General features: G+C 63.9%; 17 protein-coding genes and 1 tRNA gene. 6 read left to right on the forward strand and 12 right to left on the reverse strand.

Annotated elements, in window-relative coordinates:
- Positions 1-92: 92 nt before the first annotated feature.
- Both ACYG97_RS27975 and ACYG97_RS27980 read right to left on the reverse strand, forming a co-directional pair.
- Positions 93-1,442 (reverse strand): sigma-54-dependent transcriptional regulator, encoded by a 1,350-nt coding sequence (locus tag ACYG97_RS27975; protein WP_023732396.1) that lies wholly within the window; start codon positions 1,440-1,442, stop codon positions 93-95.
- Positions 1,439-3,298: a sensor histidine kinase gene (locus tag ACYG97_RS27980; protein ID WP_023732395.1), complete on the reverse strand. Its 1,860-nt coding sequence runs from the start codon at positions 3,296-3,298 to the stop codon at positions 1,439-1,441. The genes ACYG97_RS27975 and ACYG97_RS27980 overlap by 4 nt, the downstream gene beginning before the upstream one ends.
- A 230-nt stretch (positions 3,299-3,528) precedes the next feature.
- On the opposite strand from ACYG97_RS27980, the gene ACYG97_RS27985 reads away from it, so the two are divergent.
- Complete coding sequence (locus ACYG97_RS27985) at positions 3,529-4,863, forward strand: dicarboxylate/amino acid:cation symporter (RefSeq protein WP_023732394.1); 1,335 nt, start codon at positions 3,529-3,531, stop codon at positions 4,861-4,863.
- Between the two features lie 138 nt (positions 4,864-5,001).
- The gene (locus tag ACYG97_RS27990) at positions 5,002-5,583 is read left to right on the forward strand and encodes a histidine phosphatase family protein (protein WP_023703410.1); all 582 of its coding nucleotides are present in this window, start codon (positions 5,002-5,004) and stop codon (positions 5,581-5,583) included.
- Between the two features lie 22 nt (positions 5,584-5,605).
- Here the strand turns inward: ACYG97_RS27990 and ACYG97_RS27995 are convergent, their stop codons facing one another.
- Positions 5,606-6,358, reverse strand: coding sequence for a pseudouridine synthase (locus ACYG97_RS27995; protein WP_023732393.1), 753 nt, complete (start codon positions 6,356-6,358; stop codon positions 5,606-5,608).
- A gap of 148 nt (positions 6,359-6,506) precedes the next feature.
- Here ACYG97_RS27995 and ACYG97_RS28000 point away from each other — a divergent pair, with 148 nt between their 5' ends.
- Together ACYG97_RS28000 and ACYG97_RS28005 are read left to right on the forward strand one after the other, a co-directional pair.
- The gene (locus ACYG97_RS28000; RefSeq protein WP_023669672.1) at positions 6,507-6,668 is read left to right on the forward strand and encodes a hypothetical protein; all 162 of its coding nucleotides are present in this window, start codon (positions 6,507-6,509) and stop codon (positions 6,666-6,668) included.
- 28 nt (positions 6,669-6,696) lie between these two features.
- Positions 6,697-6,906 (forward strand): DUF768 domain-containing protein, encoded by a 210-nt coding sequence (locus tag ACYG97_RS28005; RefSeq protein ID WP_023732392.1) that lies wholly within the window; start codon positions 6,697-6,699, stop codon positions 6,904-6,906.
- A gap of 104 nt (positions 6,907-7,010) precedes the next feature.
- Here the strand turns inward: ACYG97_RS28005 and ACYG97_RS28010 are convergent, their stop codons facing one another.
- Positions 7,011-7,469: a hypothetical protein gene (locus ACYG97_RS28010; RefSeq protein WP_023696662.1), complete on the reverse strand. Its 459-nt coding sequence runs from the start codon at positions 7,467-7,469 to the stop codon at positions 7,011-7,013.
- A 190-nt stretch (positions 7,470-7,659) separates the two neighbouring features.
- Between ACYG97_RS28010 and ACYG97_RS28015 the strand changes: the two genes are divergently transcribed.
- The gene (locus tag ACYG97_RS28015) at positions 7,660-7,923 is read left to right on the forward strand and encodes a DUF982 domain-containing protein (protein WP_023681913.1); all 264 of its coding nucleotides are present in this window, start codon (positions 7,660-7,662) and stop codon (positions 7,921-7,923) included.
- A 60-nt stretch (positions 7,924-7,983) separates the two neighbouring features.
- Positions 7,984-8,583, forward strand: a complete 600-nt coding sequence (locus ACYG97_RS28020; RefSeq protein ID WP_023732391.1) for an SOS response-associated peptidase — start codon at positions 7,984-7,986, stop codon at positions 8,581-8,583.
- Between the two features lie 97 nt (positions 8,584-8,680).
- Here the strand turns inward: ACYG97_RS28020 and ACYG97_RS28025 are convergent.
- The 8 genes from ACYG97_RS28025 to ACYG97_RS28060 form a co-directional block, all read right to left on the reverse strand.
- A tRNA-Phe gene (locus ACYG97_RS28025) sits at positions 8,681-8,756 on the reverse strand.
- A 214-nt stretch (positions 8,757-8,970) separates the two neighbouring features.
- A complete protein-coding gene (gene yacG / locus ACYG97_RS28030) occupies positions 8,971-9,162 on the reverse strand; it encodes a DNA gyrase inhibitor YacG (RefSeq protein WP_023669280.1) in 192 nt (63 codons plus the stop codon).
- Positions 9,159-9,785, reverse strand: a complete 627-nt coding sequence (locus ACYG97_RS28035; RefSeq protein WP_023681911.1) for a Maf-like protein — start codon at positions 9,783-9,785, stop codon at positions 9,159-9,161. The genes yacG and ACYG97_RS28035 overlap by 4 nt, the downstream gene beginning before the upstream one ends.
- A 19-nt stretch (positions 9,786-9,804) precedes the next feature.
- Positions 9,805-10,023, reverse strand: coding sequence for a translation initiation factor IF-1 (gene infA / locus ACYG97_RS28040; protein ID WP_006200926.1), 219 nt, complete (start codon positions 10,021-10,023; stop codon positions 9,805-9,807).
- A 185-nt stretch (positions 10,024-10,208) separates the two neighbouring features.
- Positions 10,209-10,673, reverse strand: a complete 465-nt coding sequence (locus ACYG97_RS28045) for an arsenate-mycothiol transferase ArsC (RefSeq protein ID WP_084023671.1) — start codon at positions 10,671-10,673, stop codon at positions 10,209-10,211.
- Positions 10,661-11,146 carry a UPF0262 family protein gene (locus tag ACYG97_RS28050; RefSeq protein ID WP_023669283.1) on the reverse strand — a complete coding sequence of 162 codons (486 nt, stop codon included), beginning with the start codon at positions 11,144-11,146 and terminating at the stop codon, positions 10,661-10,663. The genes ACYG97_RS28045 and ACYG97_RS28050 overlap by 13 nt, the downstream gene beginning before the upstream one ends.
- Positions 11,147-11,152: 6 nt before the next feature.
- Entirely contained in the window at positions 11,153-12,445 is a 1,293-nt protein-coding gene (gene hisD / locus ACYG97_RS28055) for a histidinol dehydrogenase (RefSeq protein WP_023732390.1), read from the reverse strand.
- Between the two features lie 134 nt (positions 12,446-12,579).
- Complete coding sequence (locus tag ACYG97_RS28060; RefSeq protein WP_023732389.1) at positions 12,580-13,014, reverse strand: DUF2948 family protein; 435 nt, start codon at positions 13,012-13,014, stop codon at positions 12,580-12,582.
- Between the last annotated feature and the right edge of the window lie 33 nt (positions 13,015-13,047).

Below are 13,047 nucleotides of genomic sequence, written 5' to 3' on the forward strand. Positions count from 1 at the left end.
TTCTGATGCCGACTTGCCACGGTTTTTTTGCGCCGGTTCACAAAATCTACCCTGCTTTCGGGTCCACACGCCTGAATTGCCTGGAAAATGAATCACCTGGAAAAATCGCTGCGCACGATGCCGTGCCGCTGCAGCTTGTCGTAGAAGGTCTTGCGCGGAATGCCGAGCGCTTCGATCGTGCGCCGGACATCGCCGTCATTGCGGCCAAGCGCCTCGCGGATGACATTGCCTTCATAGCGTTCCAGCCGTTCCGGCAGTGAGCTGGCGTCATCCGGCTCCGCCGGGGCGGAAGGTGGCGCTTGCGCCGCTTCCTCGAGTCCCAGCACGAAACGCTCGGCGAAATGCGCGAGTTCACGCACATTGCCCGGCCAGTCGTGCTGGCTCAGATGGCGGTGCACTGAGGCAGGCACGGCTGGCATTTGCCGGCGGAAGCGGGCGGCTGCACGCTCTGCGAAGTAGAAGAACAGCAGGGCGACGTCGTCGCGGCGTTCGCGCAGCGGCGGGATCGAGATCGTCACCACATTGAGCCGGTAGTAGAGATCCTCGCGGAAGGCGCCGCGCCGGCTGGCATCGCCGAGATCGACCTTGGCGGCGGCGACGACGCGCAGGTCGACCGGCCGGATTTCATTGGTGCCGAGCGGCGTCACCTCGCGCATTTCCAGCACCCGCAGCATCTGCACCTGGGTCGAGGCCGGCATGCTTTCGATCTCGTCGAGAAACAGCGTGCCGCCGCTCGAATGCTCGATGCGGCCGATGCGCTTCTTCTGTGCGCCGGTGAAGGCGCCGGCCTCATGGCCGAACAGTTCGCTTTCGATCACCGTATCCGGCAGCGTGCCGCAATTCAGCGCCACGAAATTGCCCTTGGCGCGGCGGCTCCAGCGGTGCAGCAGGCTCGCCACCACCTCCTTGCCGGAGCCGGTCTCGCCAGTCACCAGCACGTCGACATCGGTGTCGGCGATCTGCCGCAGCGTGCGGCGCAGCCGCTCCATCGCCGGCGTCTGGCCGATCAGCGGCAGGCCGTCCTGCGCCTGTTCGGCGCTTTCGCGCAGCGCGCGGTTCTCCATCACCAGTCGGCGTTTTTCCGCCGCCCGCGCCACACTTTGCGCCAGCCGGTCGGCGGCGAACGGCTTGGTGATGAAGTCGTAGGCGCCGTCCTTGATCGCCTTGACCGCAACCGCGATGTCGCCATGTCCGGTGACCAGGATTACCGGAATGTCGGCATCAAGCTGCAAGACGCGGTCGAAGAGCTGCAGGCCGTCAATGCCGGGCATGCGGATGTCGGACACCACCACGCCGGGAAAATTGGCGTCGAGCCCGGCCAGCGCCTCGGCCGCCACCGCAAAGGCCGAGACGGAAAAACCAGCGAGTTCCAGCGTCTGCCGCGTGGCCCTCAGCAATTCGCTGTCGTCGTCGATCAATACGACCGGTGCGGTGTCCATCATGCTGCCCTGGCGAGGTGAATGGTAAAGCGCGTGCCGGCCTGGCCGCTCGCCACCTCGATGCGTCCGCCATAGTCGGCGACGATGTCCTGCGAGATGACGAGGCCGAGCCCGAGGCCTTTTTCCTTCGAGGTGTTGAACGGCGTGAACAATGACTTGAGGATGGCAGGCGAAATGCCCGGCCCATTGTCGGCGACGGCAAGCGCCACGCCGTCGGCCGTCTCCTGGGCCGAAACCTCCACCCTGGCGCCGTCGCGACCGTCCAGCGCTTCCAGCGCATTCTGGAACAGGTTGATCAGCACCTGTTCGAGCCGCAGACGGTTGCCCATCACCTTGAGCGTTACCGGCGGCAGTGTGATATCGAGCGCGTCCAGCCGGCCGGCAAAGCGGCTTCTGAGCAGCACCACGGCGCCCTCGATGACGCCGCGCAGTTCGACCGGTTCGGCTGCCGTGCGCCCCTTGCGGGCAAAGACCTTCAACTCTTCGGTGATGCCGCCGATGCGCTCGGTCAGCGCGGCAATCGCGCCAAGGTTCTCCTCGGCCGAGGCGGTCTGCTTGCGCTCCAGGAACACACGCGCATTGTCGGCATAGGCGCGGATCGTCGCCACCGGCTGGTTGATCTCATGCGCGACCCCGGCGGCAACCTGGCCGAGGGTAGCAAGACGGTTGGCCTGCACCAATTCCTGCTGCATGACCTGCAGTTTGGCTTCGGTGCTGCGGTGATCGGTGATCTCGGCCTGCAGCCGGTCGCGCGCCAGGCTGAGGTCATGCGTACGCTCGACGACGCGGCGCTCGAGCTCGATGCGCGCTGCCTGTTCGGCAGCGATGCGCATCTGCGCCGACTGACGGCGCCACAGGAGATAGCCAGCCAGCGCCAGCAACGGCACCACGACGCCCAGCGCCAGCAGCCGCATCTCACGCACCGCAGCCGCGATTGGCGCTTCGACCGGCACGAGATAATCGAGCCGCCATGGCGTCGATTGGACCAGTGTCGAAAGCCTGAGATATTCGGCATCGCTGCCGCCCGGTGTTATCGCATGCACCATCGACACGTCAGGGCTCAATGCCTCGGGGCGTGTGATCGGCAAGGGAATCAGCGGCGCGTTGCCGAATTGCTGGCTGCTCCGGATGGCGGCAGCCACCGGGCCGGCCAGCGGCGCGGTGGTCATGAAGCGCCAGGACGGCACGCTGGTGATCAGCACGACGCCGTGGTCGTCGCTGACATAGGCCGGCCGGTTGGCCTCATGCCAGTCGGCTTCAAGCTGGTCGAATTCCATCTTGACGACGACGACGCCGAGCGGCGCCGCCGCATTGCCGACGCGACGCGAAATGTAGAGGCCGGGGCGCTTGCTGGTGTTGCCCAGCGCAAAATATTCGGCCGTTCCCGATTGCATGGCGCCGGAGAAATAGGCGCGGAAGCCATAGTCGTTGCCGACGAAGCTGGTTGTTTCGCGCCAGTTGCTGGAGGCGATCGCAAACCCGTCGACGCCGGTGACGTAAAGCACCGAAGCCTTGGTGCCGGAGACCAGCCCTTCGAGCTTGCGGTTGAGCACGTCGATCGTGACAGCGCCCTTGTTCTGCAGGGCGTCATGCACCTGCTGGTCCTCGGACAAGAGCAGCGGCAGCGCACGCGGGCTTTCCAGCACGGCGCGCAGCAACGCAACCTTCAGATTGGCATCGGTGCGGCCTTGCGCCGCCAGTGCCGCGACCTCGGCGCGGCGCGCGTAGAGGCCGGCGCCGGTGAGCGCCGTGGCAACGATCACCAGCGCGATCGCCGCAAACAGCAGCCAGGCGCGACGCGCGCGTTTGCCGAGTTGCTCGGGCGTCGGCGACAGGACCGCGGCAGGGCGTTGCAGCATTCCCTATTTGTGCATGATTTCGCACAAAGCACAATTGAGTCATGCGGATGTCCGCACTTGCGTTGAGCGGCAGCAGCCTCGATCGGACGAATACCCAACAAAATCAATGGCTGCGGTATGCCGCACAGTCTGGCACGGCAGTTGCAGTGACCAATACAGCAGTCGCAAGGCTGCGGAAAACAACTGCCCCGGGAGGTCGAGCTTTCGATCGGGGCGCCATGGAGGACGTCATGCAGCCAGCATTCGCTGCCGCCGAACCGCGCGGCAAGCTACCCTTTTACCGTCATCTCTACGTGCAGGTCCTGACGGCGATCGCCGCCGGCGTGCTGCTCGGTCATTTCTATCCCGAACTCGGTGCTTCGCTGAAGCCGCTCGGCGATGCCTTCATCAAGCTGGTCAAGATGGTGATCGCGCCGGTCATCTTCCTGACGGTGACCACAGGCATTGCCGGCGTCTCCGACCTGAAAAAGGTTGGCCGCGTCGCCGGCAAGGCGATGATCTATTTCCTGGTCTTTTCGACCCTGGCGCTGGTCGTCGGCATGGTCGTCTCCAACGTCGTCCAACCGGGCGCCGGCATGCACATCAATGCGGCGACGCTCGACCCCTCGAAGGTCGCCACCTTCACCGAGAAGGCGCATGACACGACCATCGTCGGCTTCCTGCTCAACATCATCCCCGACACCATCACCGGCGCCTTCGCGCAAGGCGACATTCTGCAAGTGCTGTTCTTCTCGGTGCTGTTCGGCATCTCTCTCGCTCTGGTCGGCGAGCGCGGCCGCCTGGTCGTCGATTTCCTGCAGGCGCTGACCTCGCCTATCTTCCGCCTGGTCGCCATCCTGATGAAGGCCGCCCCCATCGGCGCCTTCGGCGCCATGGCCTTCACCGTCGGCAAATACGGCATCGGCGCGATTGCCAACCTCGCCTTTCTGATCGGCACCTTCTACCTGACGTCGCTGCTCTTCGTGCTGGTCGTGCTCGGCGCTGTCGCTTGGTACAACGGCTTCTCGATCCTCGCCTTGATCCGCTACATCAAGGAAGAGCTGCTGCTGGTGCTCGGCACCTCGTCCTCGGAAGCCGCTCTTCCCGGCCTGATGGCCAAGATGGAGCGCGCCGGCTGCAACCGCTCGGTGGTCGGCCTGGTCATCCCGACCGGCTACTCCTTCAACCTCGACGGCACCAACATCTACATGACGCTGGCGGCGCTGTTCATCGCCCAGGCGACCGACACGCCGCTCACCTATGGCGACCAGATCCTGCTGCTGCTGGTTGCCATGCTGAGCTCCAAGGGTGCCGCCGGCATCACCGGCGCCGGCTTTATCACGCTGGCCGCCACGCTCTCTGTCGTGCCTACGGTACCCGTTGCCGGCATGGCACTGATCCTCGGCGTCGACCGCTTCATGTCGGAATGCCGAGCGCTGACCAATTTCGTCGGCAATGCAGTGGCGACGATCGTTGTGGCGCGCTGGGAAGGCGAACTCGACCAGACCAAGTTCGCCGCCGCCATGGCCGGCACATTGTCCGAGGAAGCCGACCTGGCGCTGTCGGGCGATCTGCAGCCCGCCTGATTACTGAACGCAGACGTTCGCCACAAGGCCGCAGCCGGTTCGCCCGTTGCGGCCTTTTGTTTTGGCGCGCATGGCGGCTGGTGTTGGCCAAAGCTTCCCGGCTAGGATGTCGGCGGTTTTCAACCGAAAGGCCGGCGAATGAGCAGTGCATACCCCGAGATCTATCTGGTCCGTCACGGCGAGACGGAGTGGAGCGCTTCGGGAAAACACACCGGCCGCACCGACATACCGTTGACGCCAAAGGGCGAGGCGGCGGCTCGCGGCGTGGCGGACCGGCTCAAGGATCTGTCCTTCCAGGCGGTGTGGTCGAGCCCGTCGCAGCGCGCCTTCAGCACCTGCACGCTTGCCGGCTTCGGCGCTGCTGCCGTCAAGAAGGACGACCTGCAGGAATGGGACTATGGCGCCTATGAGGGCGTTAAGACCAAGGAGATTCTTGTGCAGCGCCCCGGCTGGCAATTGTTCCGTGACGGCTGTCCCGACGGCGAGTCGGTAGCGGATGTTGGCGCCAGGGCCGACAGGATCATCGCCGGGCTGCGGGCAATCGAGGGCAATGTGCTGGTGTTTTCAAGCTCGCATTTCCTGCGCGTGCTGGCCGCGCGCTGGCTCGGTCTGCCACCCGAAGGCGGTGCGCACTTCGTACTTGATACCGCGAGCCTCAGCATCCTCGGCTATGAGCACGATCTGAGCGAGCCGGTGATACGCAGGTGGAACCAGAAGTAGGGTTTCGCGGCAAGCCTGCCTCTTAACGCGCGAGCACCGCCAATTCCTCCGATGTCAGATGCCGCGCCTTGCCCTTGGCGAGCTCGCCGAGCTGCAAACCGCCGATCGCCACCCGAACCAGCCTCAGCACCTCGATGTCGAATGCCCGGAGCAGGCGGCGGATCTGGCGGTTGCGGCCCTCGTCGAGCACGATTTCCAGCCAGGCAGTGCGGCCGCCGCTGCGCAGCAGTTCGATCGAACTTGCGGTCAGCAGTTCGCCGTCGACGATCGCTCCGTCGCGAAAGCGCGCCAGCATCGCTTCGTCGGGCGCGGTGCCGATCTGGACATGATAGGTCTTGGCGACATGCGAGGCCGGATCGAGCAGGCGGTTGGCCCAGCGCGTGTCGTTGGTCATCAGCAACAGGCCTTCGCTGGCCTTGTCGAGGCGGCCGACCGGCGACACGAAAGGCAACTCCAGTTCCACCAGGCAGTCATAGACGGTGCCACGATCCTGCGGGTCATCGCGCGTGGTGACCTGTCCGCGCGGCTTATTGATCATCAGGTAGACTTTTGCCTCGCCGACGATCTGCTCGCCGTCGACAGCGATGCGGTCGCGGCCGAGATCGACACGCAGCGACGGATCGCGCACCACCTTGCCGCCAACCTGCACGCGCCCTTCGGCGATCAGCAGCTCGGCCTGCTTGCGCGAACACAGGCCGAGTTTGGAAAGCGCCCGGTTCAGGCTGACGCCTGCGCTCGGGGCCTGGTGTTGGGCGATGTCTGGTGGCCGTGCCATGTCCTGCTTGCCATCCCAATGATCGGCATCGACAAATGCCACGCCCCGCATTGGCTTCGCAACCTGCCGCGGCACCAACATCACGGGTCGCGGGAGCGGGGCTGTTCTCAAATACGATGTGTCAGGGGGTCGGGCTCAACAGCCCGCCATGGAACGCTGCCCCGCGACGGACGTTGTTGCCGACGAGCGATTTGTCGCGAAAGGCACCGCCATGAAGAAAATCTACCAAAAGCCGACGCTCGTGAAGCGAGGCAGGCTCACCAGCCTGACGGCTCAGATCGTCGCTTCTGGGGTCATTCTGGGGGAATGATCCCCCAGATAACGGAAGGGATAAATCGATGAGCGAGCGCGGCGTTGATTTCCTGCAGGGCTGGATCCACGAGCACCTGCCGGGCGAACTGCCTGCCGACAAGGCAACGGCTCGAACCCTAACCACGCGAGCTGCCCTGGATGCTCGGCATTTAGGCCTTGAGGTCAGCGAGATCGAAGAGGATCTCGGTCCGCTGGAACGGGTGATTTTCGAGGCGCTGGATCAGTCCGATATCTGAGCCCCGACATCTGAGCCCCCGATATGAGGCCATTGCAGGCGATATTGGCCCATCGCCATCTTGGCGGGGGGCTTTTCCGTGATGGCATCCGTGGGTGCGCAGCCCTAGGCAGCCCGCGCAGCTGACGCTCCCCGTGCCGGCGGCAATTCGAACACAGTGGCGCCGTTCTCCCGGCCGCGTTCGACATAACCGATGACACGGAACCATTTGCCGACGTCGGCCCGCTGCAGCCAGCTGCGCGAGTGGATGGGCAGGTTGCCGGCCAGCGCCTGAATGTGGCGGATGTGGCGCCTGCAGAAGCGGACCGTCGCGGCGCTGAAGAAACCCTCCTGCGCGGCAAACAGCGTGTCGGCGGCGTCGCTGTTTTCGTGCCAGGCGACGATCGCCACCGTCTTGTCGCCGTCGACCAGCGCGTGCGCCCGGCCTTCCTTCAAATTCATCATCAGATTGTCGTAGGCGACCTTGCTGTCCTTGCCGGCGGCCACATACTCGTCCGACATCCGCGTGGACAGATCACGGAAGACACTTTCGAGATCGCCGATCGTAGCTGCGCGTGCTCGCATTTCTCCTCCTGCAGCCCCGGCAGGCAGTTTGCCCCAGGGAGAGGGGATCACCAAGCAAATCAAATCCGCCATTTGGCCGATGCGCGCAAAGTGATTTCAGAAGGCGGGTTTATTGCGTTGGCAAATCGCTCCCGTGGAACCGAACTTGCCTCCCCCGAATTGACTCGCGATCGCGTTCGGGAGGGGAAGCATGCAAGATCAGCATTTCGATGAGCCGGTTCGCGTGGCGCTCGGCAGGTCCAGAAACACGATCTACAAGGTGGAGCGTGTCGCGCAGGCCGCTGACATCCTCATGAACCGATGGCCCGTGAAGACAGGCGGCTATCACGTCGCCGCCCGCAAAGCCTGCCTTGGCGTTCTGGAAGGCCTTCAAGAGGCGCGCTATGCCCGCGCCGCCTTCGTCAACGCGGCGATCGAGGCCGATATACTGCTCGAGCGCGACCGCGAGGGTTGAGCGGTCCATCGCCTCTTTGTTTGGCGTGAGGTAAACTGGCAGACCGGTCGGGAGCCTTCCATGTGCAACGACTATGAGCAGCATATTCTCTGGGCTGAATATTGCCGGATGCTGGAGTCGCTGGCACTCGAGATCCCGACCCATCAGACCGAACTTGACCTGCCGCGGGTTGATGACATCCATATCAACGATCCAGCCCCGATCATGCGCGCCGCCGGCGACACTGGCGTTGTTGAACTGACGTCGATGACGTTTGGATTTCCGCCGGCCGGCCCGAAAGGCGGACCAGTGTTCAACTTCCGCTCCGAAGGCCGGCAATTCGCCGGCAGCAAACGCTGCCTCGTGCCGGCATCCGCCTTCTTCGAGTTCACGGGCACGAAGTATCCGAAGGCAAAGCATCGCTTCACGCTCAACGGCTCGCCGTTCATGGCCATCGCAGGGCTTTGGCGTGAAGCTGCCGGCAACAAGCCGCCAACCTTCACCATGCTGACAACCGAGCTTGGACCGGATATTGCGCCCTATCACAGTCGGCAGGTCGTGGTGCTTCGGCCCGGCGATTGGGCGGCTTGGCTCAGTCTGACGAAGCCGGAAGCCGAACTGCTGCAGCCGCTTCCAGCCGGCTCGCTGCGCGTGGAGACCGTGCGCCCCGAAAGTTCATAACTTGGTTGCGCAGGCTTGCCGGCACAGCCGGCAGGCCGAAATCAGGAATCCGTCGGTGCGGCGCCAGGAAGTCAAGCCCTTGATGTTCAGAGAAAACTGGTGCCCAGAGGCGGATTCGAACCACCGACACGCGGATTTTCAGTCCGCTGCTCTACCAACTGAGCTATCTGGGCCTCGCCGGCAAACGAGACATCGCCTGACCGGATTTCAGGAAAGCGCCGTGGGGCACCCCTTGAAAGCGCGTGGGTTATAGCACGGGAATCCGGCCTGTCCAGCGCCTAAGCGCTGATTTTCCGGGGCAATTGTCGCAGACAATACCGACGCCGGCAAAGCAGCAATTGCGTAAGGTCGGCGAAGTGGAATTGCGCGGCCGGCACCGCCCAAACCCTACTTCGGCTCGTCGCTCTCGTCCTCGTCATCCCGCGCGGTGATGACATAGGCGCCCTTCAGCCAGCGGTTGAGGTCGATGTCCTTGCAGCGCTTAGAGCAGAACGGATAGGTCTCGCGCGCCGACGGCTTGCCGCATTCGGGGCAGGGGCGCTTCGGGCGCAGTGGTGTGACCTTATCGTCCAGGCTCATGGCCGCGCGGTATGCCAGCTGGTGTGGACCTTGAAGCCTTCGCCCGAAAGCAGCGCCACCGTCTCGTAGAGCGGCAGGCCGACAATGTTGGTGTAGGAGCCGACCAGCTTGACGACGAACGAACCGGCGAGACCCTGGACGGCATAGCCGCCGGCCTTGCCGCGCCATTCGCCGGAGGCGACATAGGCGTCGATCTCCTCGCGTGGAAGCCGCTTGAAGCGTACCCTGGATTCAACCAGCCTTTGGCGCAGCTTGCCGCCCGGCGTAATCAGGCAGATGCCGGAATAGACCCGGTGCGAACGGCCCGAAAGCAGTCCAAGGCAATTGGCGGCGTCGTCCAGCGTCTCGGCCTTGGGCAGGATGCGGCGTCCGACCGCGACCACCGTATCGGCGGCCAGCACGAAACTTGGCGCATAGTCTTCCTCGCTTTTCAGCGAGGCCAGCGCCTTCTCGGCCTTTTCCTTCGACAGCCGCTTGGCCAGCGAGCGCGGATGTTCGGCGCGCAGCGGCGTTTCGTCGACATCGGCTGGCAGCACGCGGTCCGGCTCGATGCCGGCCTGTTGCAACAGTTCGATCCGGCGCGGCGAACCAGAGGCAAGCACGAGCTTCTGCAGGATGCTCATCGCGGTTCGCGCCGGACTGTTACTTGAAACGGTAGGTGATGCGGCCCTTGGTCAGGTCATAGGGCGTCATCTCGACCAGGACCTTGTCGCCGGTCAGCACACGGATGCGGTTCTTGCGCATGCGGCCAGCCGTATGGGCGATGATCTCGTGTTCGTTTTCGAGCTTCACCCGGAACATCGCGTTGGGCAACAATTCCGTCACGACACCCGGAAACTCGAGGACTTCTTCCTTCGGCATTCGATACCTTTGCTTGGATTGCAGTTCCGGCGCCCTGGAGCGCCCAGGCCGGAATTTCGGCGGAACCTATATGATAATCGTGCGCTTGTGAACACGCTTAGATCGCGTCATATGCGACGCGCTCCAAGGTTTCGTTTTATGCATGTCGTTGTCTCAAAACCGGGACCGCTTTTGAGCGACATGCATCAATCCGCCGCGTTTTTTACCTCCGGAAGCAGAAAACGTCGGCTGATGCGCGCTTTCAGCCGTTCTCTCACGTCGCGATAGCTGGCCATGATCTGCTCGCGCCTGCCGCCGACATCGGTCGGATCCGGCATCGGCCAGTATTCGACGTCGACGGCAAGCGAGCGGGTGAGTTCGAGCGCGGCGTGGTGGGCTTCCGGCGCCAGGGTGACGATCAGGTCGAAATAATCGTCCTCGAGATCGTCCATCGAGCGCGGCTGGCGCTCGCCCAGCGTCAGGCCCTCTTCGGCCAGCACCGCGTCGACGAACGGATCGCGCTCGCCCCTGTGCACGCCGGCAGAGGCGACGAAAGTGGCCGGCGGCAGCATGCGCCGCGCCAGCTGCTCGGCCATCGGTGAGCGCACGGCGTTCATGCCGCACAAGAACAGGATCGAGCGGGGCGCCCCAGTCAGGTCTAACCTCGCCAGTGCAGCACGCAGACCAGCGTGAACAGCCGCCGCGCCGTGTCGAAGTCGATGTCGATCTTGCCGGCCAGCCGGTCCATCAACGTCTGCGAGCCTTCATTGTGCAGGCCGCGCCGGCCCATGTCGATCGCCTCGATATGGCTCGGTGTCGAAGAGCGGATGGCGTCGTAATAGCTTTCGCAGATCAGGTAGTAGTCCTTGACGATGCGCCTGAGCGGCGTCAGCGACAGGATATGGGTGACGACATCAGCACCATCCTCGCGGGCGACCGCAAACACCAGCCGGGATTCGGCCAGCGAGAGCTTCAGCCGATAAGGCCCGGCGCCGTCATCATTGACCGGCTGAAAGCTGTTTTCTTCGATCAGGTCGAAGATCGCCACCGCGCGCTCATGTTCGACATCGGGCGTCGAACGGCCGATCGACTCGTCGAGCTCGACATCGATCAGCCTTGCGCGGGTTTGATCGCCGTCCGCCATCGCCGCCTACATGTTCAGCCGGATGGCGACGGAGCGGCCATGCGCGTCGAGGCCTTCCGCCTTGGCCAGCGCAATCGCCGCCGGCGCAAGTGCTCTCAGCTGCTCCGGCCCGAGCTTCAGGATCGAGGTGCGCTTGACGAAATCGAGCACCGACAGGCCCGAAGAGAAGCGCGCCGAACGCGCCGTCGGCAGCACGTGGTTGGAGCCGCCGACATAGTCGCCGATGACTTCGGGCGTATGGCGTCCCAGAAACACAGCACCCGCATTGCGCATCCTGGCCAGGAAGCCTTCGGCATCGTCGATAGCAAGCTCGACATGTTCCGCGGCGATGCGGTCGACCAGCGGCAGCGCGGCCTCGATGGTCTCCACCAGGATCACCGCACCGAAATCGCGCCAGCTGGCAGCCGCCGTCTCGGCGCGCGACAGGTTCTGCAGCTGCCGCTCGACCGCCTGTTCGACGGCCTTGCCGAAGGCCGGATCGTCGGTGATGAGGATCGACTGCGCCGACACGTCGTGCTCGGCCTGCGCCAGAAGATCGGCGGCGATCCAGTCGGGATCGTTGCTGCCGTCGGCCACCACCAGCACTTCAGACGGTCCGGCAATCATGTCGATGCCGACCGTGCCGAACACCTGGCGCTTGGCGGCGGCGACATAGGCATTGCCCGGTCCGACGATCTTGGCGACCGGCCGGATCGTCTGCGTGCCATAGGCAAGGGCGGCAATCGCCTGCGCGCCGCCGACGCGGTAAATCTCCGAAACGCCTGATATATCGGCTGCCACCAGCACCAGCGGATTGATGATGCCGCCCGGCGCCGGCACGACGATGACGATGCGCTCGACGCCCGCCACCCTGGCCGGCACGGCGTTCATCAGCACCGAGCTTGGATAGCTTGCCGTGCCGCCCGGCACATAGAGCCCGACCGCCTCGATCGCCGTCCAGCGCGAACCCAACTCGACCCCGGCGGCATCGGTATAGCGATCGTCCTTGGGCATTTGTCGCTCGTGATGGGATCGGATGCGGTCGCGCGCGAACTTGAGCGCATCGACCGTCTGCGGATCGGCGTCTTTGTAGGCCTGCGCGATGTCGTCCTTCGACACGGCAATGCCGAGGCTATTGAGGTCGGCCTTGTCGAATTTCAGCGTGTAGTCGACCAGGGCAGCGTCGCCCTCGGCACGAACCCGCGCAATGATGGCGCGCACGGCAGTGTCAACGTCTTCCGATACCTCCCGCTTGGTGGTCAGGAAGGCGGCGAAACGCTGCTCGAAACCGGCATCGGACTGGATAAGCGTAATGGCCATCGGCTGCGTCTAGATCGTGATGAGACTTGGTTGAAATCTCATCACGATCTAACCCTTTGTTGGAGCAAGATCTCTGGACAAACGATTCCCGTTTTGTCCAACAAAAACCGGCACCCACTTTTGGGGATCATGCTCTAGACCCTGTGCACCGGACGCGAGGTGGCTTCCCAGGCGCCGCCTATGTCGGCAAGCCGCGCCTCGATGCATTCGACGTCGAGCATGATCGCGCCGCCGCCGGAAAAGACCAATTCGACGATGCCGGCCGGCTTGCTGATTTCGATAAAGCTGATTGCCAGAAGCGACAGCACCTCGGTCGGCCGATCGCGGGCAATGCCGCTGGTCTTGGCGCCGAGCACGCGGTCGAAATGCAACACCGCCTGGCGCCGCTCATTGTGCTGGCTGAACAGCCCGGACTTCGCCTCCCAGACGAAGCGGTTCATGGTCAATATGAAACGCTTGGCCGAAGGCAGGTATTCGAGATCCGAGACCTTCATCACGGCGTCCTGGACGTGAGCCGAGACGATGCTCAGATCCTGATCGTCGAGCGCAACGAGTTTGAGGGCTGCCATGCCGAATGCACACCTGAAAGTTGGTTTCAGCCT

The organism is Mesorhizobium sp. W067 (assembly GCF_054719525.1).